At 76.8% G+C, this 24,531-nt stretch carries 22 protein-coding genes; 10 read left to right on the top strand and 12 right to left on the bottom strand.

Features of this window, described 5'->3' with window-relative positions:
- Positions 1-120: 120 nt before the first annotated feature.
- The 9 genes from OOK41_RS11835 to OOK41_RS11795 form a co-directional block, all read right to left on the bottom strand.
- Entirely contained in the window at positions 121-516 is a 396-nt protein-coding gene (locus OOK41_RS11835) for a DUF3040 domain-containing protein (RefSeq protein ID WP_117668892.1), read from the bottom strand.
- A 115-nt stretch (positions 517-631) separates the two neighbouring features.
- Entirely contained in the window at positions 632-1,891 is a 1,260-nt protein-coding gene (locus OOK41_RS11830) for a DNA polymerase IV (RefSeq protein WP_117668893.1), read from the bottom strand.
- 49 nt (positions 1,892-1,940) lie between these two features.
- The gene (locus tag OOK41_RS11825; RefSeq protein WP_266264593.1) at positions 1,941-3,200 is read right to left on the bottom strand and encodes an alkaline phosphatase family protein; all 1,260 of its coding nucleotides are present in this window, start codon (positions 3,198-3,200) and stop codon (positions 1,941-1,943) included.
- Positions 3,197-3,964 (bottom strand): methyltransferase domain-containing protein, encoded by a 768-nt coding sequence (locus tag OOK41_RS11820; RefSeq protein ID WP_266264591.1) that lies wholly within the window; start codon positions 3,962-3,964, stop codon positions 3,197-3,199. The genes OOK41_RS11825 and OOK41_RS11820 overlap by 4 nt, the downstream gene beginning before the upstream one ends.
- 79 nt (positions 3,965-4,043) lie before the next feature.
- Complete coding sequence (locus tag OOK41_RS11815; RefSeq protein ID WP_117668896.1) at positions 4,044-4,223, bottom strand: hypothetical protein; 180 nt, start codon at positions 4,221-4,223, stop codon at positions 4,044-4,046.
- A gap of 89 nt (positions 4,224-4,312) precedes the next feature.
- On the bottom strand, positions 4,313-7,585 hold the full coding sequence (locus tag OOK41_RS11810; protein ID WP_323136258.1) for an error-prone DNA polymerase: 3,273 nt from the start codon (positions 7,583-7,585) through the stop codon (positions 4,313-4,315).
- 342 nt (positions 7,586-7,927) lie between these two features.
- Entirely contained in the window at positions 7,928-9,550 is a 1,623-nt protein-coding gene (locus tag OOK41_RS11805) for a DNA polymerase Y family protein (protein WP_266264586.1), read from the bottom strand.
- Positions 9,547-10,380 (bottom strand): hypothetical protein, encoded by an 834-nt coding sequence (locus OOK41_RS11800; protein ID WP_266264585.1) that lies wholly within the window; start codon positions 10,378-10,380, stop codon positions 9,547-9,549. The genes OOK41_RS11805 and OOK41_RS11800 overlap by 4 nt, the downstream gene beginning before the upstream one ends.
- A 278-nt stretch (positions 10,381-10,658) precedes the next feature.
- Positions 10,659-11,108 (bottom strand): SAV_6107 family HEPN domain-containing protein, encoded by a 450-nt coding sequence (locus OOK41_RS11795; protein ID WP_266264583.1) that lies wholly within the window; start codon positions 11,106-11,108, stop codon positions 10,659-10,661.
- 526 nt (positions 11,109-11,634) lie between these two features.
- Between OOK41_RS11795 and OOK41_RS11790 the strand changes: the two genes are divergently transcribed.
- The 7 genes from OOK41_RS11790 (at position 11,635) to OOK41_RS11760 (ending at position 18,058) form a co-directional block, all read left to right on the top strand.
- Entirely contained in the window at positions 11,635-12,690 is a 1,056-nt protein-coding gene (locus tag OOK41_RS11790; protein ID WP_266264581.1) for a DMT family transporter, read from the top strand.
- Positions 12,691-12,807: 117 nt separating this feature from the next.
- Positions 12,808-13,296, top strand: coding sequence for a YbaK/EbsC family protein (locus OOK41_RS11785; RefSeq protein WP_117668901.1), 489 nt, complete (start codon positions 12,808-12,810; stop codon positions 13,294-13,296).
- Positions 13,293-14,030 carry a monooxygenase gene (locus tag OOK41_RS11780; protein WP_266264577.1) on the top strand — a complete coding sequence of 246 codons (738 nt, stop codon included), beginning with the start codon at positions 13,293-13,295 and terminating at the stop codon, positions 14,028-14,030. The genes OOK41_RS11785 and OOK41_RS11780 overlap by 4 nt, the downstream gene beginning before the upstream one ends.
- A complete protein-coding gene (locus tag OOK41_RS11775) occupies positions 14,027-14,617 on the top strand; it encodes a GNAT family N-acetyltransferase (RefSeq protein ID WP_266264575.1) in 591 nt (196 codons plus the stop codon). Before OOK41_RS11780 ends, OOK41_RS11775 begins: the two co-directional genes overlap by 4 nt.
- 26 nt (positions 14,618-14,643) lie before the next feature.
- The gene (locus OOK41_RS11770) at positions 14,644-15,435 is read left to right on the top strand and encodes a carotenoid biosynthesis protein (RefSeq protein WP_117668990.1); all 792 of its coding nucleotides are present in this window, start codon (positions 14,644-14,646) and stop codon (positions 15,433-15,435) included.
- Positions 15,432-16,559: a glycosyltransferase family 2 protein gene (locus OOK41_RS11765; protein WP_266264573.1), complete on the top strand. Its 1,128-nt coding sequence runs from the start codon at positions 15,432-15,434 to the stop codon at positions 16,557-16,559. Before OOK41_RS11770 ends, OOK41_RS11765 begins: the two co-directional genes overlap by 4 nt.
- An 11-nt stretch (positions 16,560-16,570) precedes the next feature.
- Entirely contained in the window at positions 16,571-18,058 is a 1,488-nt protein-coding gene (locus OOK41_RS11760) for an NAD(P)/FAD-dependent oxidoreductase (RefSeq protein WP_266264571.1), read from the top strand.
- A 131-nt stretch (positions 18,059-18,189) separates the two neighbouring features.
- Here the strand turns inward: OOK41_RS11760 and OOK41_RS11755 are convergent, their stop codons facing one another.
- Both OOK41_RS11755 and metF read right to left on the bottom strand, forming a co-directional pair.
- On the bottom strand, positions 18,190-18,879 hold the full coding sequence (locus OOK41_RS11755) for a CDP-alcohol phosphatidyltransferase family protein (protein WP_117668906.1): 690 nt from the start codon (positions 18,877-18,879) through the stop codon (positions 18,190-18,192).
- 43 nt (positions 18,880-18,922) lie between these two features.
- Positions 18,923-19,840, bottom strand: a complete 918-nt coding sequence (metF, locus tag OOK41_RS11750; RefSeq protein ID WP_266264569.1) for a methylenetetrahydrofolate reductase [NAD(P)H] — start codon at positions 19,838-19,840, stop codon at positions 18,923-18,925.
- Between the two features lie 289 nt (positions 19,841-20,129).
- On the opposite strand from metF, the gene OOK41_RS11745 reads away from it, so the two are divergent.
- Together OOK41_RS11745 and OOK41_RS11740 are read left to right on the top strand one after the other, a co-directional pair.
- Complete coding sequence (locus tag OOK41_RS11745) at positions 20,130-20,654, top strand: helix-turn-helix domain-containing protein (protein WP_266264567.1); 525 nt, start codon at positions 20,130-20,132, stop codon at positions 20,652-20,654.
- Positions 20,655-20,749: 95 nt separating this feature from the next.
- Positions 20,750-21,832 (top strand): polyprenyl synthetase family protein, encoded by a 1,083-nt coding sequence (locus OOK41_RS11740; RefSeq protein ID WP_117668908.1) that lies wholly within the window; start codon positions 20,750-20,752, stop codon positions 21,830-21,832.
- Between the two features lie 142 nt (positions 21,833-21,974).
- Here OOK41_RS11740 and OOK41_RS11735 read toward each other — a convergent pair whose 3' ends face one another.
- The gene (locus OOK41_RS11735; protein ID WP_266264564.1) at positions 21,975-22,367 is read right to left on the bottom strand and encodes an Rv2175c family DNA-binding protein; all 393 of its coding nucleotides are present in this window, start codon (positions 22,365-22,367) and stop codon (positions 21,975-21,977) included.
- Positions 22,368-22,543: 176 nt separating this feature from the next.
- On the opposite strand from OOK41_RS11735, the gene pknB reads away from it, so the two are divergent.
- On the top strand, positions 22,544-24,529 hold the full coding sequence (pknB, locus tag OOK41_RS11730) for a Stk1 family PASTA domain-containing Ser/Thr kinase (protein WP_266264562.1): 1,986 nt from the start codon (positions 22,544-22,546) through the stop codon (positions 24,527-24,529).
- Positions 24,530-24,531 lie beyond the last annotated feature (2 nt).

Here is a 24,531-nt window from a genome sequence, read left to right as displayed (position 1 = left end):
GCTTGAGCGGGCGCCGGTCGGGCACGGCGCGGGCACGAAACGCCGGCCCGTCGTCGGACGGGCCGGAATCGGCGCGGCCCCGCCGGGACGGCGGGACCGGGGATCAGTGGAGGGGCCGGGTCAGCGGTGCCCCTCCGGGCGCTGCCGCCACCGGTCCTCCATCCGGTCCAGGAACGACGACCGCCGGCCCGACCGCCCACGCGGACGACGCCGACTGGTCGTCCCGCCGACCACGTGCAGGTCGGGGGACTGCGCCCGACGGTGCGACTGCACCGCGTACGCCGCCGAACCCAGCATGACGACGAAACCCGCCACCGCGAGCGGCGGAGTCTTGATCACCGCACCGTAGACCAGCAAAGCCAGGCCAACGATGATCGCGCCGGCAGCGACGAGCAGACGACGCCGCGCATGGAAGCGCGGATCGCTGGCACGCACGGCCGAGGCGAATTTGGGGTCCTCGGCAAGCGACCGCTCGATCTGCTCGAACAGCCGCTGCTCGTGCTCCGAGAGCGGCACGGCACTCCTCCCCGGTCACGTGGGTCGGCCCGGGCGGGCCGACAGACCGTGACAGCCAACCGGCTGCTTACCGCCAAGTCTACGAGGGGGGTCGCGCGTCGGAAAGCGGGACGACCTATGGGCGGGGTGGATTTTCATTTCGCCCCCGATCGCGACGCCCGAGCAGACTCGCCGGACCTATGACGGACCGCCCGAAACGGGCAGCGGCGGCGTCGGCCGCCGCCTCCGCCTCCCGCCAGCCACGCTCGGGAGCGCCGAGGGTGAGCTGCTGCGGGGTCTCCCCCGCCGGGGCGAGCCCCTCCACCCGCACCCCGACGAGGCGGATCCGATCGCCAGGGTCGAGAACGGTGTAGAGCGCCCACGCCGTGTCGAAGATCTCCCGGGCGGTGTCGGTGGGGACGCCGAGGGTGCGCGAGCGGTTGACCGTGCGGAAGTCGGCCATCCGCACCTTGATCGACACCGTCCGCCCGACCTGACCGGCCCGGCGCAGCCGGATGCCGACCTTCTCGGCGAGGGCGAGCAGCGACCGGCGGATCTCCAGCGGGTCGCCGACGTCGGCGTCGAAGGTCACCTCGGCGCCGATCGACTTCTCCGCGTGCTCCGGGGTGACCCGGCGCGGGTCGCGCCCGCAGGCCAGCTCGTGCAGGTGGGCGGCGGCGGCCTCCCCGACCGCCTTGCGGAGCATGCCGAACGGCGCCTCGGCCAGGTCGCCGACGGTGGTCAGCCCCAGCCGCCGCAGCGTCTCGGCGGACCGCTCCCCCACCCCCCAGAGCGCGGAGACCGGCAGCGGATGCAGGAAGTCGAGCACCCGGCCGGCCGGCACCACCAGCAGCCCGTCGGGCTTGGCCCGGGTGGAGCCGAGCTTCGCCACGAACTTGGTCGGTGCGACCCCCACCGAGCAGGTCAGCTCCTGCTCCCGCTCGACCCGGGCACGGATGCGCCGGGCGATCTCGGCCGGTGAGCCGAAGAGCCGGCGGGCACCGGCCACGTCGAGGAACGCCTCGTCGAGCGAGAGCGGCTCGACCAGCGGGGTGACGTCCCGGAAGACCTGCATGACGGCCCGGGAGGCCGCCGTGTACTGCGCGAAGTCGGGCGGCAGGTAGACCGCGTGCGGGCAGAGCGCCCGGGCCCGCATGGTGGGCATGGCGCTGCGGACGCCGTACCGTCGGGCCTCGTAGCTGGCGGAGCTGACCACGCCGCGCGGCCCGACCCCGCCGACCACGACGGGCCGGCCGCGCAGCTCGGGGCGGCGACGCACCTCGACCGAGGCGAAGAAGGCGTCCATGTCGACGTGCAGGATCGGGCAGCCGGAGTCGTCGCCGTCGGGCCCGAAGCGCGGATCGCCCCCACGCGGCAACGACTGACTGCGGCCCATCCCCGCAGGCTAGCCCCCGGGTACGACACCTCGGAGGTCGCACGACGCCTCAGCCGCGGACCACCAGCAGCGGGATGGTCATCTCGGCGGCCGTGTCCGCCCCGTGGTACGCCACCAGGCGCGACTCGATCGGCTTCTCCGAGCGGGTGGCCACCACCGCTGACGTGCCCCGGCAGACCACCACCACGTCGCCGACCCGGCGCAGGTGCTCCTCCGGCACCGGGCCGAACCAGCCGGTGGCCACCGCCTCGTCCCGGTGCAGCACCCGGGCCGCGTCGCCGAGCACCGCCGACCAGGCCGCCACCACGTCGTCGGCCGCGCCGGGCTCGACGTGCAGGTAGCGGACCCGGGGCTCGCCGGCCAGCACCCGCACCCCGGCCCGCAGCCCGAGGTCGGCGTCGAAGTCGACCCGGTCCGCCGCCGGCACGTCGAGCTGGCCGTGGTCGGCGGTGACCAGCAGCGCGGCGTCCGGCGGCAGGCCGTCGACCAGCCGGGCGAGCAACGCGTCCACGACGGCGGCGGCGACCCGCCACGGCGCGGAGTCGACCCCGCTGAGATGGCCGTGCCGGTCCAGGTCGGGGTGGTAGCCGGAGACCAGGGTCGGCCCGGTCCCGGCGGCCAGCGCGGTGAGCATCGCGGCGGCGAGCGCGTCGGCGTCCGCGGCGCCCCGGTAGTCGCCGCCCCGGTTGGCGGCCAGGGTGAGGCCGCTGCCGGCGTACTCGGGGCGGCTCACCACGGTCACCGCCACCCCGGCGGCGCGGGCCCGCTCAAGCTGGGTGGCGACGGGCTGCCAGCGCAGCGGCTCGGGGTCGCCGGTCCACTCGATGTGGCTGAGCACCCGGTCGGTGCCGGGCACCCGGACCTTGAAGCCGAGCACCCCGTGCGCGCCGGGCGCCACGCCGGTGCCCAGGGTCACCAGGCTGGTCGGGGTGGTCGACGGGAAGCCGGAGGTGAGCGGGCGGCCGACGGTCGCGGCCAGCCCGGCCAGGGTCGGGGCGTACGGGGCGGCGGTGGGGATCTGGTACCAGCCGAGCCCGTCGACCAACAGCACGGCGACCCGCCGCACCCCGGCCAGCCGGGGGGCCAGCCCGAGCAGGTCCGCGGCCCCCGGCACGCCGAGCATCGCCAGCGCGCTGGGCAGCACGTCGGCCAGGCTCCCGCCGCCGTACCGGGGCGCGACCGGCTCCAGCGGCGCGACCGGGAACGCCGGCCCCGGTGCCGGGCGGGCCGGCGCGACCGGGGACACCGGCCCGCCGGGCGGAGCCGGGCGGAGCGGATCGCCGGGCGGGGACGGGACGGGCCCGGTCATGCCGGCCGGCGGGCGAACAGGTGCAGTTGGGCGGCGAGGTCCCGGTACGGCGGTCGGGCGGCCAGGGCCCGCTCCAACTCGACCAGGGCGGCCGGCTGGCCGTCCGCGACGGCGGCAGGGAGCAGGTCGGCCAGGACGCGTACCCCGTGGATCTCCTCGACCGTCAGGCCGCCGGCGGTGAGCAGCGCCACGGCGCGGTCGGCGTCGTAGCGCCGGCGCAGGGTGTCCCGGGGACCGGCGGCGCCGGCCGGGTCGGCGGCCACGGTGGCGGCCAGGTCGAGGTGGCCGTTCATCGCCCGGCCCAGCACCGCGGCGGCCTGGCCGGCGACCAGGACGCTGGCCGCGCCGCCCGGGCGCAGCGCGGCGACCAGCGCGGCCACCACCGGCGCGGGGTCATCGACCACCTCCAGCACGGCGTGGCAGAGCACCAGGTCGACGCTGGCCGGCTCGACCAGCCCGGCGAGCGCGTCGCCGTCGCCCTGGAGCGCGCGGACCCGGTCGGCGACGCCGGCCTCGGCGGCCCGGCGGGTCAGCGCGGCGAGCGCGTCGGGACTGGCGTCGACCACGGTGACCCGGTGCCCGGCCTGGGCCAGCGGCACGGCGAACCCGCCGGTGCCGCCGCCGACGTCGAGGACGGTGAGCCGGTCACCGGCGCGGCGGTCCAGCTCGGCCCGGAGCACGGACCAGATGACGGCGGTACGGGGGGTCAACGGCGGGCCGGTGAGCCGGCCACGGGTCTGCTCCACGCGGTCGAGCCTAGTCACCTGGTCCAGTCGCCCGGCGTGTCCGGTGGCCGGAGAACGGCGACCGGTGGGGCCGGGCGGGCTCCGGGCCGGGGTGGGGTCAGGACTCGCCGCCGCCGGCCGGGTCCTCCTCGGCACGGGACCGGCGGGCGTTGGCCACCGGGCCGTCGGTCACCGAGTATTCGCGAGCCTCGGTGGTGTCCGCCGCGACCCAACCGGCACCGAGCCGGGTGCGTCGGGCGTTCGCCACCGCACCGGTGTACGTGTCGTTACCCGCCACTTGTCTTACCCCTTCGTGGAACCCGGGCCACTCTGCCCGCGCGCGGTCACAAGTCTCCCGCGCGATCGCCCGCCACACTGTAACGTCGGTCACCGGAAGTCGCGGGAGGCCGGGGCGACCGGCGGTTCGATCGGGTCGAGCCGGTCGGCGGTGAGGTTGATCACCCCCTCGTGCCGCTGCAACCGGCCGCGCACCACCAGGGCGGCGCTGGTCCGCGCCACCCGCCGGTAGCGCTGCCACAGCCCCGGCGAGCAGGTGACGTTGAGCATCCCGGTCTCGTCCTCCAGGTTGAGGAAGGTGACCCCGCCGGCGGTGGCCGGCCGCTGCCGGTGGGTGACGATCCCGCCGACCCGGATCCGCCGACCCGGCTCCACCCGGGCGAGCCGGGCGATCGGCACCGCGCCGAGGGCGTCGAGCCGGTCGCGGACGAACCGGGCCGGATGGCTCTCCGGCGACAGCCCGGTCGCCCAGACGTCGGCAACGAGGCGGTCCACCGCCTCCATCCCCGGCAGGGTCGGGGCGGTCGTGCCGGTCACCGTGCCCGGCAGCCGGCCCGGCCGGTCCTGGGCCGCCGCCCCGGCGGCCCAGAGCGCCTGCCGCCGGGTCAGCCCGAAGCAGGCGAAGGCGTCCGCGGTGGCCAGCGCCTCCAGCTGCGCGGCGGTGAGACCCACCCGCCGGGCCAGGTCCGGCATGTCCCGGTACGGCCCGTGCGCCGTCCGCTCGGCCTCGATCCGCTCGGCCACCCCGTCGCCGAGGGTACGCACGCCGCCCAGCCCCAGCCGGACGGCCGGCCCGCCGAGGCCCCACTCGTGCGGGGGCTCCCCGGCGGCGCTGCCCCACCGGGTGGCCGGGGTGGACTCCAGCACCGCCTTCGCGCCGCTGGCGTTGACGTCCGGCCGGCGCACCTCCACCCCGTGCCGGCGGGCGTCGTCGACCAGGGTCTGCGGCGAGTAGAAGCCCATCGGCTGGGCGTTGAGCAGGGCGGCCAGGAACGGGCCCGGGTGGTAGCGCTTGAGCCAGGAGCTGGCGTACACCAGGTAGGCGAAGCTCATCGCGTGGCTCTCCGGGAAGCCGTAGCTGGCGAACGCGGTGAGCTTGCGGTAGACGTCGTCGGCCAGTTCCCCGACGATGCCCCGCCCGGCCATCCCGGCGTAGAGCCGGTCGGCGATCTGCGCCATCCGCTCCACCGAGCGCTTGGCCCCCATCGCCCGGCGGAGCTGGTCGGCCCCGGCCGCGTCGAAGCCGGCCAGGTCGATGGCGAGCTGCATGAGCTGCTCCTGGAACAGCGGCACGCCGAGGGTCTTCTCCAGCGCGTTGCGCATCAGCGGATGGGCGAACGTCACCGGCTCCTGGCCGTTCTTGCGCCGGATGTACGGGTGCACCGAGCCGCCCTGGATCGGGCCGGGACGGATCAGCGCCACCTCCACCACCAGGTCGTAGAACTCGCGGGGCTTGAGCCGGGGCAGGGTGGCCATCTGGGCGCGGCTCTCCACCTGGAACACCCCGACCGAGTCGGCCCGGCAGAGCATGGCGTACACCTCGGGGTCGTCCAGCGTCATGTCGCCCAGGTCGAGGGTCTCGCCGATCATGTCGTAGCCGTAGTGCAGGGCGGAGAGCATGCCGAGGCCGAGCAGGTCGAACTTGACCAGGCCGACGGCGGCGCAGTCGTCCTTGTCCCACTGGAGCACGCTGCGGCCGGGCATCCGGCCCCACTCCACCGGGCAGACCTCGATCACCGGCCGGTCGCAGATGACCATCCCGCCGGAGTGGATGCCCAGGTGCCGGGGGAACGTCTGCAACTCGTCGGCGTACGCGACGACCTGCTCGGGGATGCCCTCGACGTCGACCGAGGCGACCGAGCCCCAGCGGTCGATCTGCTTGCTCCAGGCGTCCTGCTGGCCGGGCGAGAAGCCGAACGCCTTCGCCACGTCCCGCACCGCCGACCGGGGCCGGTACGAGATGACGTTGGCGACCTGGGCGGTGTGCTCCCGGCCGTACCGGGCGTAGACGTGCTGGATCACCTCCTCCCGGCGGTCGGACTCGATGTCCACGTCGATGTCGGGCGGGCCGTCGCGCTCCGGGGCGAGGAAGCGCTCGAAGAGCAGCCGGTGCCGGACGGCGTCCACGTTGGTGATCCGCAGCGCGTAGCAGACCGCCGAGTTCGCCGCCGACCCCCGGCCCTGGCAGTAGATGTCCTGCTCGCGGCAGAACGCGACGATGTCGTACACCACCAGGAAGTAGCCGGGGAAGCCCAGTTCCTCGATCATCCGCAGCTCGTGGTCGAGCTGCCGGTACGCCTCCGGGTGCGCTGCGCAGGGCCCGTACCGCTCCCGGGCGCCGTCCATGGTGAGCTGACGCAGCCAGGTCATCTCGGTGTGCCCCGGCGGCACCGGGTACGCCGGCAGTCGCGGCGCGACGAGCTGGAGGTCGAACGCCAGCTCCGCGCCGAACTCGGCGGCCCGGGCCACCGCGCCCGGGTACGCGGCGAACCGGGCCGTCATCTCCGCCCCGCTGCGCAGGTGCGCGGTGGACGCGGCGGGCAGCCAGCCGTCGATCTCGTCCAGGCTGCGCCGGGCCCGCACCGCGGCCAGGGTGGTGGCCAGCCGGCGCCGCCCCGGCGTGGCGTAGTGCACGTTGTTCGTGGCCACCGTGGGCAGCCCCGCCGCGGCGGCCAGCTCGGCGAGGGCGTCGTTGCGGTCGGCGTCGACCGGGTGGCCGTGGTCGGTCAGCTCCACCGCCACCGTGTCCGCGCCGAACAGCGCGGTCAGCCGGTCCAGCTCCCGGGCCGCCGCGTCGACGCCCTCGGTGAGCAGCGCCGCCGGCACGTGCCCCTTGCGGCAGCCGGTGAGCACCAGCACGTGGTCGCGCAGCTCGGCGGCGACCTCCTCCAGCTCGCCGTAGTCCGGGCGGCCCTTCTCCCCGCCGCGTAGCTGGGCGCGGGCGATGGTGCGGGCCAGCCGGGCGTACCCCTCGGGGCCGTGGGCCAGGGCGAGCAGGTGGGCGCCACGCGGGTCGGGCTCGCCGTTCTGCGGGCCCGGCAGGCCCAGCGACAGCTCCGCGCCGATCACCGTGGGCAGCCCCAGCGTACGGGCCGACTCGGCGAAGCGGACCACGCCGTAGAAGCCGTCGTGGTCGGTGACGGCGAGCGCGGTGAGCCCGAGCCGGGCCGCCTCCGCCGCCAGTTCCTCGGGGTGGCTCGCCCCGTCCAGGAAGCTGAAGTTGCTGTGCGCGTGCAACTCGGCGTAGGGCACCGCGCCGCCGGGGCGGGACAGCTCCGGCGGCCGGTACGGCTCCCGCCGGCGGCTCCAGGCCGGCGCGTCGCCCCCGTCGGCGTCGACGGCGAGCGGATCCACCACGTGCAGGTGCCGCCCGTCAGCCCCTCGCCCGCCGGCCCCAGCCCTGGCCCCACCGCCCCGGGGCGCGCCGCTCCCGACCCCGCTGCTCCGGGAGGCACCGCCACCCGACGCGCCGCCACCCGACGCACCGCCACCCGACGCACCGTCGCCCGACCCACCGCCACCCGACCCACCGTCGCCCGACGCACCGCCGCCGGCTCGCCCGGAGAGCACCCGCTCCAACTCCGCCCACGGCATCCGCGGATTGTGGAAACTCACCGCGCCCCCGGTTCGGCAGAGATCCGGAGAGGTTCCGGGCCCCGGAGGGGCCGAGTTCTTCCCAGCTCCGTGGGGAAGACGGCCCGTCGGTCAGTCATAGATGGCCTCCACCAGCCACTGGCCGGCCTCGACCGCGAGGAGAAGGGCGGCGCCGTCGGCCAGGCAGACCTGGAACCGGGCGCGGCGGCGGGCCTCGGCCGGCGCCCACCAGCGCTCGTCCACCGGCCACGGGCCGGCCCAGCCGACGATGTCCACCGGGCGGGCCGTGCCGACGACCAGCCGGGCGGGGGCGGCGCTCACCTGGAGCCGGGCGCTGACCCCGACCGGCTCACCGGCGGCGTCGTACACCGTCGCGGCCAGCGGCGCGGGGAGCACCACGGCCGGCGCGGGCGGCGGAAGGCGGCCCGGCCACGGGGGCGTCCCGGACCCCGCCGGGTTCACCGGCGCCGGAAGGGCGTCCTGGGCCGGCCGGGTGGGCCCGCCCGGGCGGGCGGGCAGCCGCTCGTCGCCCCAGGGCACCAGCCGCACCTGGTCGGCCGGGGACCGCCCGCCGCCGAGCACCGCGGTGACCACCGCCTCGGGGCCGAGGATGCCCTGCACCCGGCTCAGCGCCCGGTGCGCCCGTTCCCGCTCCTCGCCCGTCTCCCCCCACAGCCCGGGTTGCAGGCCGACCTGGGCGAGCACCCCGTCGGGCACCAGCCGCAACCGGATGATCCCGGCCGTCGGCCGGGCCGGGCGGGCGCCGGACCGGCCGGTGCTGCCGGAGAGCCAACCGTCCAACTGCCAGCGCACCCGGTCGGCGATGGCCGCGGCGGTGAGCAGGCCGTCGTGCCGCCAGACCCGGTGCAGCTCCTGGCCGTCCGCGGTGACCGCCTCGATGCCGAGCCGGGTGCAGGCCAGGCCGTGCGCGGCCAGCCGGTCGTGCAACCGCTCGGCCAACGCGCGGGCGGCGAAGGCCGCCGCGTCCACCCGGTCGATCGGCTCGTCGTGGTCGGCGGTGACCGCCAGGTCGGCCGGGGGCTGACGGACGGCCAACGGCCGGTGGTCCCGGCCGGCGGCGAGCCGGTGGGCCAGCGCGCCGTCGAACCCGAACCGGGCCAGCACGTCCCCCGCCGGCAGCGCGGCGAAGTCCCCGAGGGTACGGACGCCGAGCCGGCGCAGCAGGTCGGCCAGCGCCGGCCGGCCGAGCGCCTCCACCGGCAGGCCCGCCAGGAACCCGGGCGTGCCGCCGGCGGGCACCACCTGCCCGGCGCGGGCGGCGAGGCCGGCGGCGAACACCCCGTCAGCGATCCCCACCTGGCTCTCCACCGCGCAGGTCTGGGCGACCTGCTCGATGATCCGCTCGGCGGCTGCCTGCTCGCCACCGAGATAGCGGCTCGGACCCCGCGCGGCCAGCGCGCAGGCGCCCGGACGGACCACCTCGACCCCGGCGGCGACCTCCTCGACCGCGGCGACCACCGGCTCGAACGCCCGGGCGTCCCGGCCCGGGTCGTGGTCGACGACGGTCAGCTGCGGGCAGCGTCCCTGCGCCTCCCGCTTGCGCAGCCCCCGACGGACGCCCTCGGCGCGGGCCCGCTCGGAGCAGGCGACCACCCGGTTGGCGTGCAGCACGGCGACCGGCCCGACGGCCGGTACCCCCTCGACGATCTCGGCGGCGAGCACCGGCCAGTCCGGGCACCAGAGCAGCAGCGTGCGCGTCGGCACCCCGGTCACCCGGGACCGACCGCGGCAAGCCCGCCACGGTCGGGCGGGACGTCCGGAACGGGCCCGCCACGGCCGGGCCGGACGTCGGAGGCGGGCAGGAACGCCGGGGGCACCGGGCGGAGCCGGCCGGCGGTCGACCGGCCGGTGACGGAGGCCGCCGGGACGGCGGCCGGGCGGGGGATGACCCGGGTGAGCCCGTCGCCGGGGAGCCAGACCTTGATCTCCTTGGGCCGGGCGGCAGCGCCCCGCCCCCGGGCGGAGACGGTCACCTCGCGCCGGCGCAGCCGGCCCCGGCCCTGTCCCAGCCCCTCCCAGACGCCCCGGACCACCTGCAACGTGACGTCCGCGCCGTCCCAGCGGCCGTATGGGACGAGCACGCTGCCCCGCTGCCGGGCCCGGGCGGCCAGCCGGTTGGCGACCGAGGCGGAGAGGGCGGCCGGCACGGCGGCCACCACCACGTCCACCCCGTCGATCAGCGCGGCGACGACGGTGGGCCACTCCGGCCCCGGCTGCGGCACCAGGGCGAGCCGGTCCAGGGCGAGCCCGGCCTCGGCCGCCGCGCCCGCGCCGAAGGTGGGCACCCCCACCACGGCGCACCACGAGCCGGCCCGGGACGCCTCGGCGAGCAGCGCCAGCACCAGCGACGTGCCGCCGCTGCGCCGGGGCTGGCCGGTGGCTACCGCGATCGTGCTGCCCCGGCGCAGCCCCCGGTTGGGCAGCAGGCCGGTCAGCTCGGGGGGCACCGGGAGCACTCGCTGCCCCCCGGCCGGGTCCGGCGCGCTCGCCGGACGCACCAGGCCCGCGAGTGCGGCGGAACCGACCACCATGCGGCCCGCCATCGGACCTACCCCCCGTCGTGCTCGTCGTGCCGGAATCGTGCGTGCCGGATCGTGCTGAAGTCGTGGTGCGCCGGGCCACGCCGGGCCCGGCACCGGACCGGGTGCCGCCGGACCGGGTGCCGCCGGACCCGCCCGACCTGGGTGAGCCCGAGCGGGCGGGAGTGCCGCCGCAGGACCGGGGCGTCGTCACACACCGGCGGGGCGGCGCCGACGCGGGGGCGGGGCGGGCTGGGCGGGGGCAGCCCCGCCGGGAACCAGCGCCCGCCAGGGCGGCTCGCTCAGGCGGCCAGGCCGTCGAGCGCAGGCTGGTGGGCCAGCCCGAGAGTGGCCTCCACCACCGCCACGAACTGCTCGGCCGCCCGGAGCAGGTCGTCGGCCTGCCGGGCGCTGACCACCCGGGGAATGCCGGCCTCGGCGGCGGCGCGCTTGCTGGCGCCGGCGGCGAAGAACGCCGCCCACTCGTCCAGCTCGGGGGCGACGGTGGAGAGCAGGACCCAGACGCTGGTGATCCGGTTGCGCCGGGCCGGCGCGGGACGGGCCCGGGCGGCGAGCAGGGCCGCGGCGGCGCGGAGCGCGGCCAGGTGGGCGGCCGCGTAGCGCAGCCCGTCGGGGCCGGTCCGGGCGGCCTCGGCCAGCCCGTGGCGGGCCACCGCGAGAAGCTGGGCCGGGGTGCGGTGCGGCAGCACGTGTGCCGGCACCGTCGGTGGCTGGGCCGGGTTGGTCGGCATGGGCTGTCTCCTCCACGTGGCCGGGCCGGGCGCGGCGACCGGGGCCGCCGGCGCGCAGGCCGTCGAGTGGTGCGGAGGAAGACGCACCGGTGGGGCCGGCCGGGTGTGGACGCTTCCCCACACCACACCCGGCCGGCGTACCGGCGGGTTCGTCGCCCGCCGCCCGGGGGTCGTGGGCGGCGGGCGACGCTCCTGCCTGACGGGCCCGGACTCGCGACTGCCCGGGACCCAGGTGCGGCCCGCGGAGCCGCACCGCCCGGGGACCGGCGCCGCGAAACACCGCCCGGGCTGTTGGAACGAACGTTCGAGGCAATCGAACACTCGTTCTAACTGCTGCTGACAGTACACCTCGCCCCCGACGAAAATGCAACGTGTGGCGGACGGCGCGGCGGACCGACGACCCCGCACGCCGGACCGGCGCGGCGCACCGGACGAGACCCGACCGGCCGCCGCCCGCGCGGGGCCCGGACGGGTAACGAGTGCCTGCCCCCTACGTCCCTGACGACCGCAGCGCTAGCCTCTGCTCGTGACGACTCCCCGCCCCGCCCTCGGTGTCGCCATGGTGCTCGGCTCGGGAGCCCTGTTCGCCGTCAACGGCACGGTCTCCAAGCTGGTGCTCCGGGCCGGCCTGAACGCCCAGCAGCTCACCCTGCTGCGCGCGCTCGGCGCCGTCGCCGGTCTGCTCCTGCTGAGCCTGCTGCTGCGCCCGGGCGCGCGCCGGCTCCGGGCCGCCCCCCGGCAGATCCCGCTGCTGGTCGCGTACGGCCTGACCGGCTTCTTCCTGGTGCCGATGCTCTACTTCGTCGCCATCTCCCGGCTGCCGGTCGGCCTCGGCCTGCTGTTCGAGTACTCCGCCCCGCTGCTGGTCGCCCTCTGGGCCCGGTTCGGCCAGCGGCACCGGGTCCGCCCCCGGCTCTGGGCCGGCCTGGCGTTGAGCCTCGCCGGGCTGGGCTGCGTGGCCGAGGTGTGGGGCGAGCTGAAGCTGGACGGGCTCGGCATGCTCGCCGGCCTCGGCGCGGCGGTCTTCCTGGCCGGCTACTACGTGCTCGGCGCGCGCGGCGTGCAGGGGCGGGACACCCTGTCGCTGTGCACCTGGGCGTTCGGCGCGTCCGCCGTGGCCGGGCTGCTCACCCAGGCGGCCACCGCCGGCACCGGCGGCTGGGAGCCGCTGACCGGCAGCGCCGCGGGCGTCCCGGTCGCCCTGCTCTGCGGATACGTGGTGGTGCTCGGCTCGATCGTGCCGTACCTGCTGGTGGCGGGCGCGATGCGGCACCTGCCGGCGACCAGCGTCGGGATCGTCGGCATGGTGGAGCCGGTGCTCGCCGCGGCGGTCGCCTGGGTGGTCATCGGCGACGGCGAGACGCTCAACGCCGCCCAGCTCGGCGGCGGGGCGCTGGTGCTGCTCGGGGTGGCGCTGGCCGAGACGGCCCGGGTGGCCACGCCCCGGGCGACCGTGCCGCCCGCGCCCGCCGCCCCGCCCCGCAGGTTCCGTCTCGCCGACCCCGGCCGTCGGGACGGCGCCCGGCCGTCCAGGGGGTCCGACCAGATCGAGGGTGGACCTGTCACCGCGAGGCGCACCTGAAAAGACAAGACGCCGTACTCGTACTTCTGGGTGGCGGACTGGTGGCAACGAGCGGGCCGGACGAGACCCGGGCTGCCCCTGGGAACCGGGCGGGAACGGGCCGGGGAGAATGACCCCATGCAGTCACACCCGAACGTACGGGCCGTGCAGGAGGCCCTCGACGCCGCGGATACGCGGGACGGCGCGGGTCGGCCCAGCGAGGTCCGCCTGCTGCCCGAGGCCGTGCACACCGCCGCCGCGGCGGCCGAGGCGCTCGGCGTGGGCGTCGGCGCGATCGCCAACTCGCTGGTCTTCGCCGCCGACGACGCGCCGCTGCTGGTGCTCACCTCCGGCGCGCACCGGGTGGACACGGCCGGTCTGGCCGCGTCCCTCGGGATCACCCACCTGCGCCGGGCCACCCCCGAGTTCGTCCGGCAGCACACCGGCCAGGTGATCGGCGGGGTCGCCCCGCTCGGCCACCCCGCGCCGCTGCGCACCCTGGTCGACACCGCCCTGGAGCGGTACGACGAGGTCTGGGCGGCCGGCGGGGTGCCCCAGGCCGTCTTCCCCACCACGTACGCGGAGCTGGTCCGGATCACCGCCGGCACCCCGACCGAGGTGGCGTGACCGGCGTACCCGAGCTGGTCACCCTGCACGTCTGGCGGATCGGTCGGGCGGCGCTGCCCGGCGCGCTGGCCCGGATGGCGACGCACCCGGCGCGGCTGCGCCGCACCGGCGGGGTGCGGTTCGGCAAGCTGCTCGGCACCGGGACGGGCACCGGCTTCGGCCCCGGCGACGCCGACCTGACCCGCTGGGCGGCGCTGGCCGTCTGGGACTCCCCGGCCGCCGCGGCCGGCTTCGACGATTCGCCGGTGGGCCGCTCCTGGTCCCGCGTCGCCCGCTCCTCGGCGCGGGTGGACCTGCGCCCGTTGACCAGCCGGGGCGAGTGGTCCGGCCGGCGCCCGTTCGGCGAGCCGTCCGGCAGCCGGGTCACCGGCCCGGTGCTGGCGCTGACCCGGGCCCGGCTGAGGCCCCGCCGGGCGGTCACCTTCTGGCGGGCGGTTCCGCCGGTGGCTGCCGCCCTGCACGCCGCGCCCGGCCTGCTGGCCCGGTTCGGCGTCGGCGAGGCCCCGCTGGGTTGGCAGGGCACGGTCAGCGTGTGGCGCGACGCGGCGGACCTCGTCGCGTTCGCGTACCGTCACCCCGAGCACCGCGCCGCGATCACGCGCACCCCCACCGAGGGGTGGTACGCGGAGGAGCTCTTCGCGCGGTTCGAGGTGCGCGACGTGGTCGGCGACCGGTCGGTGCTGGGTTGGGTCGCCGACGGCGACCCGGAGACGGCGAAGGATGGGCGGGCATGAGGTTGGTGCGCTGGACGCCGGACGACCTGGTCCGGCGGCTGGACGACGTGGTGGCCGTCTACGGCGAGGCGATGAACTACCGGGCCGACCTGTTGGAGGCCCGGCGCGGCTACATCGCCACCCACGTGCGCCGCCCCGGCTTCCGCGCCGTCGCCAGCCTCACCTCCGAGGGCCACCTGGCCGGCTTCGGGTACGGCTACCTCGGCGCCCCCGGCCAGTGGTGGCACGACCAGGTGCACCGGGCGCTGGACGGCGCCGCCCGGCGACGCTGGCTCGCCGACTGCTTCGAGGTGGTCGAGCTGCACGTCCGGCCGCCCGCGCAGGGGCACGGCCTGGGCGCCCGGCAGCTCACCGCCCTGCTCACCATGGCCTCGGGCAGCACCACCCTGCTGTCCACGCCGGAGGCCGACGAGCGGCGTTCCCGGGCCTGGCGGCTGTACCGCCGGTTCGGTTTCGTCGACGTGCTGCGCCACTTCCAGTTCCCCGGCGACGAACGCCCGTTCGGCATCCTCGGCCGGGACCTCCCGCTCACCCCGCAGTCCCCGCCGGACCGGGCGGCCTCCGCCCCGGGCCCGGACACACCGTGACCCGACCCCGGCTGCCCCGGGCCGGGCTGGGCGGCCGGCTGCCCCCGGCCGGGCTGGGCGTGCTGGTCCTGGCCCAGATCTGCTACCCGCTCACCACCGGCCCCGCCCGGGCCGGGCTGACCGTGGCCACCGTCGTGCTCGGGTACCTGCTCTCGGTCGGCCACGCGCTGCTGAGCCGGGGACCCCGGGCGGCGGCGGCGCTGGTCGCCGTGGCCACCGGCGGCGGCTTCGCGATCGAGGCACTGGGGGTGGCCACCGGCTTCCCGTTCGGCAGCTACGACTACTCCGGCGAGCTGGGCCCGAAGCTGGCCGGGGTGCCGCTGATCATCCCGCTCGCCTGGACGTGGATGGCCTGGCCGGCCTGGCTGACCGCGGCCCGGCTCTGCCCGCCCGGGGTCGGCCGGGTGGCCCTCGCAGCCGTCGGGCTGGCCGCCTGGGACCTCTTCCTCGACCCGCAGATGGTCGCCGAGGGCTACTGGGTGTGGCGGGACGTCACCCCGGCGCTGCCCGGCCTGCCCGGCGTGCCGGTCAGCAACTACCTCGGCTGGCTGCTCTTCGCGGTGCTGCTGATGGCGGTGCTGCGCCCGTTGGCCGGGCCGGTGATCGACCACGCGGACTCCCGGGACGACCCGATGTTCGCGCTCTACCTGTGGACGTACCTGTCCAGCATCCTGGCCCACGCGGTCTTCCTCGGCCTGCCTGCCTCGGCGGTGTGGGGCGCGGCCGGGATGGCGGTGGCCGCGGGGCCCCTGGCCCTGGCGCTGGTCCGGGAACGCCGGGAGCGGCGCCCGCGCCGGCCGGCCGACGCCACCGCATGACCGGCGTCCTGCTGCTGGTCGTGGGCGTGGCCGCGCTCACCGCGCACACCTGGGTCAACGCCACCCGGTGGCTGCGCCGCCCGGCCGACGGGCCGGTGCGGGTCGCCGAGGTCGTCGCGGTGCTGCTGCCGCTGCGCGACGAGGCCGCCCGGGTCACCCCGTGCCTGCGGGCGCTGCTCGCCCAGCGGGGCGTGCCCGACCTGCGGATCGTGGTGCTCGACGACGGCTCGACCGACGGCACCGCCGACGTGGTCCGCGCGGTGGCCGGCGCCGATCCCCGGGTCGCCCTGCTCACCGGGGTCGCCCCGCCGCCGGGCTGGCTGGGCAAGCCGCACGCCTGCCACCAGCTCGCCACCCGGGCCGACCCGGCCGCCACCGTGCTGGCCTTCGTCGACGCCGACGTGGTGCTCACCCCGTACGCGGTGGCGGCGGCGGTGGCCGAGCTGCGCGCCGCGCGGGTGGCGCTGCTGTCGCCGTACCCCCGGATCGTGGTGGCGACGGTGGCCGACCGGCTGGTGCAGCCGCTGTTGCAGTGGCTGTGGCTGACCTTCCTGCCGCTGCGGGCGATGGAACGCTCGCCGCGGCCGTCGTTGGCCGCGGCCGGCGGGCAGTTCCTGGTGGCGGACCGGGCCGGGTACGACGCGGCCGGCGGGCACGCCGCGGTGCGCGCGCGGATCCTGGAGGACATCGAGCTGGCCCGGGCGGTCAAGCGGTCCGGCGGCCGGATCGCCCTGGCCGACGGCTCCCGACTGGCCGCCTGCCGGATGTACGACGACTGGCCGCAGCTGCGCGACGGCTACACCAAGTCGCTGTGGGCCACGTTCGGCAACCCGGGCGCGGCGGCGGCCGTGCTGACCCTGCTGCTCCTGCTGTACACCGCTCCCCCGCTGATCGCGCTGGCCGCCCTCGCGGCGGGCGCTCCGGCGGTCGCGGCCCTCGCGGCGCTCGGCTACCTGCTCGGGGCGGCCGGGCGGGCGGTCAGCGCCCGGGCGACCGGCGGCCGGGGGTGGCCCGACGCGCTCGGCCACCCCGTGTCGGTCGTGGTCCTCGGTTGGCTGACCCTGCGGTCGTACCATCTGCGGAAGCGGCGGCGCCTGTCCTGGCGTGGTCGTCCGGTCAGCTAGGAGGGCACGTCATGGCGCGGATCGTGGTCGTCGGCGCCGGGGTGGGCGGGCTGGCCGCCGCCGCCCGGCTGGCCGCCACCGGGCACGAGGTGACCGTCTTCGAGCGGGCCGACACCGTCGGCGGCAAGCTGGGCCGGTACGTCCACGACAGCCCCGCCGGGGCGTTCCACTTCGACACCGGCCCGAGCCTGCTCACCCTGCCGGAGGTCTTCCACGACCTGTTCGAGGCGACCGGGGCGAAGCTCGACGAGTACCTCGACCTGACGCCGCTGGACCCGATCGTCCGGCACGTCTTCCCCGACGGGGCCACGCTCGACTCGTGCGCCGACCCGGCCGGGTTCGCCGCCCGCGTCGGCGCGGCGTTCGGCGACCGGGCCGCCGCCGACTGGCAGCGGCTGTGGCACCGCGCCGCCCGGGTCTGGGACGCCTCGCACCGGGACATCCTGCGCCGGGCCGTGGACTCCCCGCTGGACCTCGCCGCGCTGGCCTGGCGGCTGGGCGACCTCGCCGCGATCGGTCCCGGCCGCACCCTGCGCGGGCTGGGCCGCCGGCACCTGTCCGACCCCCGGCTGCGGATGCTGCTGGACCGGTACGCCACCTACACCGGGGCGGACCCGCGCCGGGCCCCGGCAGCGCTGGTGGCCGTCCCGTACGCCGAGTTGACGTTCGGCGGCTGGTACCTGCGCGGTGGCCTGGGCACCCTCGCCGACGCGCTGCTGACCCGGTGCCTGGACCTGGGCGTGGTCGTGCGGACCGGCACCGCGGTCACCCGGATCGACGCCGCGGGCGGCCGGGTGCACGGGGTACGCCTGGCCGGCGTCGCCGCGCCGGTCCCCGCCGACGTGGTGGTGGCCAACGTGGACGCGCTGACCGTCTACCGGGACCTGCTGCCCAGCCCGCGCCGGCTGGCCGGGCTCACCGACCGCAGCCTCGCCGGCTTCGTGCTGCTGCTCGGGGTGGCCGGCGACACCGGGCTGGCCCACCACAACGTGTTCTTCCCCCGCGACCACGACGCCGAGTTCGACGCCGTCTTCGGCCACCCGGGACGCGGGATCCGGGCCCGCCCCGCGCCCGACCCGACGGTCTTCGTCACCGTCGCCGACGACCCGGCAGTCCGCCCGGCCGGGCACGAGGCGTGGTTCGTGCTGGTCAACGCCGCCCGGCACGGCACCGCCACCGGGGCGGTGGACTGGCAGCGGCCAGGGCTCGCCGACGCGTACGCCGACCGGGTCCTCGACGTGCTCGCCGAGCGGGGCGTGGACGTGCGGGACCGGCTGGCGTTCCGGGAGGTCCGCACCCCGGCCGACCTGGGCGCCGCCACCGGCGCGCCCGGCGGGTCGATCTACGGCACGGCCGGCGGCCTGCTCCGCCCGGCCAACCGGGGCCCGGCGGCCGGCCTCTGGCTGGTCGGCGGCTCCACCCACCCGGGCGGCGGCCTGCCGATGGTCACCCTCTCCGCCCAGATCGTCGCCGACGAGATCGGCCCCGCCTGGGCTTAGCCCCACCCCACCCCCAAGATCTTCGCAATTTCACGGAATGAGTGGCCTCGACGAGCCTGGAGGCCACTCATTCCGTGAAATTGCCCGCCGCGCCACGGCGCGGCGGGGGCGCGGCGGGGGTTGGGGTGGGGTCAGTCGGCGTTGACGAGGGCGCGGCGGACGGTGGAGAGGAGCTGGCCCAGGCCGAAGCCGGCGAGCAGCACCCAGACGGCGGTGGCCATGGTGATGGTGCCGGCGGTCAGGTCCGGGTCGACCAGCCCGGCCAGCCCGGCCAGCAGCAGCCCGACCAGGGCCACGCAGACCCGGGCGGGCCGCTCCCCCACGGTGACCGCGCCGATCTCCCGCATCCCAGCCGAGACCGCCCGGGCCCGGACGTACTCGTGCAGCCAGGACAGCCCGCCCGCGGCGGCGACCAGCGCGCCCGGCGCGCCCAACAGCCAGAACGCGGCCAGCCAGGCGACCTCGCCGAGCCGGTCGGCCACGGAGTCGTAGACGTACCCGAGCCGGGTGGTGCGGTTGGTGACGACCGCCACCGCACCGTCGACGCTGTCGGCCACCGAGGCGGCCAGCACGAACAGCGCACCGATGACCGGCCCGTTTACCGGCCGGACGGCGAACAGCGGCACGCAGAGGCAGAGCAGCACGCCCGCCACGGTGACCGCGGTCGGGGTGACCCGCAGCCGGCCCAGCACGTACCCGACGTGGTAGGCGAACCGCAGCCAGGCGCGTACCACCGGGGCCGCCGCCCGGGGGTCGAAGCCCCCGTGCAACCGTGCCCACGCCGTCGCGTACTCGTCCCAGTTCAGCTGAGTGCCCACCACGGATCAACCGTCCCATCGGCGCCCAGGTGTCGCGCCACGGGGGTCACACCCGCGTGCCGACCTGCAACTGCTGCCAGACCTCCCGGGTCGCGGTGGACCGGTTGAGGGTGATGAAGTGGATCCCGGGGACGCCCTCGTCCAGCAGCCGCCGGCACATCTCGGCCGCCTGCTCGATGCCGAGCCGGCGGACCGCCTCCGGGTCGTCGGCGACCTCGGCGAACCGCGCGGCCAGGGCCGGCGGGAACGGCGCCCCGGAAAGCTGTGTCGAACGCTCGATGGTGCTGAGCTGAGTGACCGGCATCACCCCGGCCAGGATGGGGGTGTCGCAGCCGGCCGCCGCCACCCGGTCGCGCAGCCGCAGGTAGTCGTCGGCGTCGAAGAACATCTGGGTGATCGCGAACTCCGCGCCGGCCCGGCACTTGCGGACGAAGTGCGCGGTGTCGCTGGCCACGTCGACCGAGCGCGGGTGCTTGTACGGGAAGGCGGCCACCCCGACGCTGAAGTCGCCGGCGTCGCGGACCAGCCGGACCAGGTCCTCGGCGTAGAGCACGCCCTCGGGGTGGCGGACCCACTCCCCGCCCGGGTCGCCCGGCGGGTCGCCCCGCACGGCCAGCACGTTGCGCACCCCGACGCCGGCCAGCCGGCCGATGACGTTGCGCAGCTCGGCGACGGAGTGGTTGACCGCGGTCAGGTGCGCCATCGGCAGCAGGGTGGTCTCGGTGGCGATCCGCTCGGTCACCGCGACCGTGGTGTCCCGGGTCGACCCGCCGGCCCCGTAGGTGATCGAGACGAACGACGGGCGCAGCGACTCCAGTTCGCGGATCGCCTGCCAGAGCAGCTGCTCGCCGCGCGGGGTCTTGGGCGGGAAGAACTCGAACGAGAAGGTCGGCTGACGGTCGCGGATCAGCTCCCCGATCGCCGGCTGCGGATTGGGGAGGACCGAGGGAAGACCGAGCGCCACGCCTGAACTCTAGCGGCCGGCGGGTGCCGGACCCAGAACCTTCCCACCTGGCGCGACCCACAGCAGCCGGGACCGACCCGCACCCGTACGAGGTGGGGCCCACGCCCACGACCACCGGCCGGGCAGACCGTCGTACCCCCGGGGTAGACAGGTGGGCAGCGCGGACGGGGCCGGCCGGGGCCGGCTCCCGGGGGCCCGCGCGGGGGTCAGCACCGACCGGCGGCAACACCGGTCCCGCCCGTCCGGGCAGGTCGACGCCGCCACCGCGCCGACCCCTCCCGGAGGACCGATGACGCCGTCCACGCCACCCGGGCCCGAGCTGCTCGGGCCGCTGCTCGCCCGGCTCCGGCTGGCCCGGGGCCGGAGTCAGCAGTTCCTCGCCGCCGAGCTGTGCGCCGCCTCGGGCGTGCCCACGCTGAGCCGGCACGAGGTGTCCCGCTGGGAGCGGCAGCTCCGCGTGCCGGGGGACTTCTGGCTGGGATGGCTGGCCGTGGTCCTCGCCGTGCCGGTCGAGCTGCTGGCCGAGGCCGCCGGGCACAGCCGGCCAGCTCGCCGGGGCACGCCACCGGCTGACCCGGCCCGCCCCCGAGCCGGCGGTACGGCGGCCCGCCCCCGAGCCGGCGGTACGGCGGCCCGCCCCCGAGCCGGCGGTACGGCGGCCCGCCCCCGAGCCGGCGGTACGGCGGCCCGGCGCCCGCCCCGGCGCGGCGGGCCGCCACCTGCCCCGCCCGGCCCCGCCACCCGGCCGGCTCCGTCACCCGGCCGGCCCGCTCGCCGGGCGGGCCGGCGGTCACCGCCCGCGACCAGGCAATGAACCCGGCGCGACGACGCCCGGTGGTCGGGGCGGCCCACGGCGCGCCACGGGCCGCGGATGCGGCACGGCCCCGGGCGACCCGCTAGCGTCGGGGCGTGACCCACGCTGCTCCCGTGTCCCCCGTCGACCGCGCCGGCCTGCGTCAGCGGGTCGACAAGGCCCTGACCGAGTTCCTGGCCGGCCAACGAATCTGGATGGCGGGCGTCGACGACGCCCTGGTGCCGGTGGCCGAGGCGATCGAGGCGTTCGTGCTGGGCGGCGGCAAGCGGCTGCGCCCGGCCTTCGCGTACTGGGGGTTCCGGGGTGCCGGCGGGGGCGACTCGGACCAGATCGTGACCGCGCTGTCGGCGCTGGAGTTCGTGCAGGCCAGCGCGCTGATCCACGACGACCTGATGGACCGCTCGGACACCCGGCGCGGCGAGCCGGCGGTGCACCGGCGGTTCGCCGCCCGGCACCGGGGCGCCGGCTGGGGTGGCGACGCCGACGGGTTCGGTGACGCGGCGGCGATCCTGCTCGGCGACCTGTGCCTGGTCTGGTCCGACGAGCTGCTGCACTCCGCCGGGCTGGACCCGCGGATCGTGGCCCGGGCCCGCCCGGTCTTCGACGAGATGCGCACCGAGGTCACCGTCGGGCAGTACCTCGACGTGCTCACCCAGGCCACCGGGGACACCTCGGTGGAACGCGCGGGCAAGGTCGCCCGGTACAAGTCGGCGAAGTACACGGTCGAGCGCCCGCTGCTGCTGGGCGCCGCGCTGGCCGGCGCGGGGGCGGACGTCCGGGCGGCCTACTCGGCGTACGGGCTGCCGCTGGGCGAGGCGTTCCAGTTGCGCGACGACGTGCTGGGAGTGTTCGGCGACCCGTCGCAGACCGGCAAGCCGGCCGGCGACGACCTGCGCGAGGGCAAGCGGACGTACCTGGTGGCGGCGGCCGTGGAGGCCACCGACGCGGCCGGCCGGGAGCTGCTGCTCGGCCGGCTCGGCGACCCGGGCCTGGACGAGGACGGGGTGGCCCGGCTGCGCGAGCTGATCACCTCGACCGGGGCGCTGGCCCGCGCCGAGGAGCGGATCGTCGCGCTGACCGACACGGCGCTGGCCGCGCTGGCCACCGTCGACCTGGAGACGGAGGCCCGCCAGGCCCTGGTCGACCTCGCCATCGCCGCCACCCGCCGCGCCGACTGACCCCGTCCCGGCCACCCGGGCCCGCCCGCCGTTCCGGACCCGCCCGAAAACGGCGGGAAAGGCCCGGAACGGCGGGACAGGCCCGGTACGGCCGACCCGCCCGGTGCCGTGGGAACAGGGGGCGGGCGGGGTGGGTCAGGGGTCAGAAGCCGAGGGCCTGGGCGCGGCGCTTGACCTCGCGGGCGTGGTCGCCGCCGAGCGTGGCGGCCGGGGTACCGCCGGACAGGGTGTCGTCGGGCTCGTAGAGCCAGCGCAGCGCGGCCTCGTCGTCGTAGCCGGCGTCGGTCAGCAGGGTGAGCACCCCGGGCAGGTGCTTGAGCACGGTGTGGTTGGCCACCAGGTCGGTGGGGATCCGGCGGACGCCGTCGCGGCGCACCGCGAGCAGCTCCCGGTCCCGGATCATCTGGTGCACCTTGCTGATCGACAGGTCGAGGCGCTCGGCGACGTCCGGCAGGGTCAGCCAGCCGGCCGGATCGGTCGGGCCGGCGGGGCCGGCGCCGGAGGCAGCCTGGTCGGAGGGTACGGAGTCGGTCACCCGATCACCCTGTCACGCCGTCGGCGGCGACGGCGAGGGGCACCCCCTCGACCAGTCCCGGACGGGCTGCCGGGAGGGTTCGGGGACGGCCCGAGCGCGGCGGGACGGGCCGGCCGGCCAGCCGGCTGTAGCATCCTGTTCAACCTCTACCCTCTGGACACATAGACTGCCTGCCGATGGACACACAGGTCGCCGACACGTTGCTGGGCTCGCTGATCGACGGGCGCTACCGCATTCGCGGTCGCGTGGCCCGTGGCGGCATGGCGACCGTGTACACCGCCACCGACGAGCGCCTGGAGCGCACCGTCGCGGTCAAGATCATTCACCCGACCCAGGCCGCCGAGACGCGGGCGCGGATGGCCGGGTTCCTGGAGCGGTTCACCGACGAGGCGAAGACCATCGCCCGGCTGACCCACCCGAACGTGGTGGCGGTCTACGACCAGGGCACCCACGCCGGCCTGCCGTACCTGGTGATGGAGTACGTGCGCGGCCGGACGCTGCGCGACGTGCTCGCCGAGCGGCGCCGGCTGCACCCGGACGAGGCGCTGGCGATCATGGAGCAGATGCTCGCCGCGATCGCCGCCGCACACCGGGCCGGCCTGGTGCACCGCGACGTCAAGCCGGAGAACGTGCTGGTCGCCGAGGCGCCCACCGGCGGCGTCGCCAACCTGGTCGACAGCGTGGTCAAGGTCGCCGACTTCGGGCTGGCGCGCGCCGTGGAGGCCAGCGCCGAGGACGAGCCGGGCAACCAACTCATGGCCACGGTGGCGTACGTCGCGCCGGAGTTGGTCACCGACGGTCACTCCGACACCCGCACCGACGTCTACTCGGCCGGCATCGTGCTGTTCGAGATGCTCACCGGCCGGGTCCCGTACGACGGCGACCGGCCGGTGGACGTCGCCTGGCAGCACGTCGACCGCGACGTGCCGGCCCCCTCGACGCTGGTGCCCGGACTGCCGAGGGCGCTCGACGACCTCGTCGCCCGGGCCACCCGACGCGCCCCGGAGGCGCGGCCGACCGACGCCGGCGCCCTCCTGGCCGAGGTCCAGGTCGCCCGCGACGACCTGGGCGACCAGAACGCGCACACCGCCGTGCTGCGCGCGGTGACCGACGACGCGGCCCCGCTGGCGCAGCCCACCATGGTGGTCGCGGCGGTCCGGCCCGCCGAGCGCCCGGCCTGGGCCCGGCTGCCCGAGCACAAGGAGCCGCGCCCGCACCGGCGCCGGGCCGCGCCGGAGAACACCGGCCCGGGCGGCCGGATCGGCGCGCTGCGGGCCCGGGTGCTGGGCGACCAGCGGGGGCGCGTGGGCCTGCTGGCGGCAGCCGTGGTGCTCGTCCTGATCGCCGCGCTCACCGGCTGGTGGTTCGGGGTGGGCCGGTACACGGTGGCCCCGGAGCTGGTCAGCCTCAGCAAGGCCGAGGCGCAGGCGCAGGCGACCAGGGGCGGCTTCACCCTTGAGTACGCCGAGCCCCGCTACGACGAGAAGATCCCGCGCGACGGCGTGGTGGCGCAGAGCCCGGCCTCGGCCGCCCGGATCGTCAAGGGCGGCACCATCACCCTCACCCTCTCGCTGGGGCCGGACCGGTTCCCCGTGCCGGACGTGGTCGGCAAGGAGTTCGAGCTGGCCGAAGCCGACCTGGTCAACGCCAAGCTGGTCGTCGCCAAGGGCACCCCCCGGTACGACGACAACCTGCCCGAGGGCGTGGTGGTGGACACCAACCCGAAGGTCGGCGCCGAGGTCAAGCCGGGCGCGAAGGTCACCGTCATCCTGAGCAAGGGCAAGGCCCCGATCTCGGTGCCGAACCTCGTCGGCAAGAACGTCAACGAGGCCCGCACCGCCCTGACCCAGCTCGGCCTGGTGCCGGTGGAGACGTACAAGGACTCGCCCAAGCCGAAGGACGAGGTCCTCGGGCAGAGCCCGGTGGACGGTACGGGCGTGGAGAAGGGGGCCCAGGTCAAGCTGGACGTCAGCAAGGGCCCCGCCCCGGTGGTCGTGCCCCGGGTGGTCGACCTGCCCTGTCAGCAGGCCAAGCAGCAGTTGGAGAGCCAGGGCTTCCCGGTGAACGTGCAGTTCAACCCGAACGGCATCGTCCGGTTCCAGAACCCGGGCGAGAACGCCCAGGTGGCGCCGGGTACCCAGATCACGATCGGGTGTCTGTAGCG

This window comes from Micromonospora sp. NBC_01655 (assembly GCF_026339755.1).
GTDB lineage: Bacteria > Actinomycetota > Actinomycetes > Mycobacteriales > Micromonosporaceae > Micromonospora.
The sequence above is the reverse complement of the archived record's forward strand: the minus strand, read 5'-3'. Positions and strand labels throughout refer to the sequence as shown.

Coding starts and splice junctions, on each gene's coding strand:
- OOK41_RS11830 (WP_117668893.1), bottom strand. CDS start 1,891: ATGGGCCGCAGTCAGTCGTTGCCGCGTGGGGGCGATCCGCGCTTCGGG.
- OOK41_RS11825 (WP_266264593.1), bottom strand. CDS start 3,200: ATGACCGGGCCCGTCCCGTCCCCGCCCGGCGATCCGCTCCGCCCGGCT.
- OOK41_RS11800 (WP_266264585.1), bottom strand. CDS start 10,380: ATGGCGGGCCGCATGGTGGTCGGTTCCGCCGCACTCGCGGGCCTGGTG.
- OOK41_RS11795 (WP_266264583.1), bottom strand. CDS start 11,108: ATGCCGACCAACCCGGCCCAGCCACCGACGGTGCCGGCACACGTGCTG.
- OOK41_RS11785 (WP_117668901.1), top strand. CDS start 12,808: ATGCAGTCACACCCGAACGTACGGGCCGTGCAGGAGGCCCTCGACGCC.
- OOK41_RS11775 (WP_266264575.1), top strand. CDS start 14,027: ATGAGGTTGGTGCGCTGGACGCCGGACGACCTGGTCCGGCGGCTGGAC.
- OOK41_RS11765 (WP_266264573.1), top strand. CDS start 15,432: ATGACCGGCGTCCTGCTGCTGGTCGTGGGCGTGGCCGCGCTCACCGCG.
- OOK41_RS11760 (WP_266264571.1), top strand. CDS start 16,571: ATGGCGCGGATCGTGGTCGTCGGCGCCGGGGTGGGCGGGCTGGCCGCC.
- OOK41_RS11745 (WP_266264567.1), top strand. CDS start 20,130: ATGACGCCGTCCACGCCACCCGGGCCCGAGCTGCTCGGGCCGCTGCTC.
- pknB (WP_266264562.1), top strand. CDS start 22,544: ATGGACACACAGGTCGCCGACACGTTGCTGGGCTCGCTGATCGACGGG.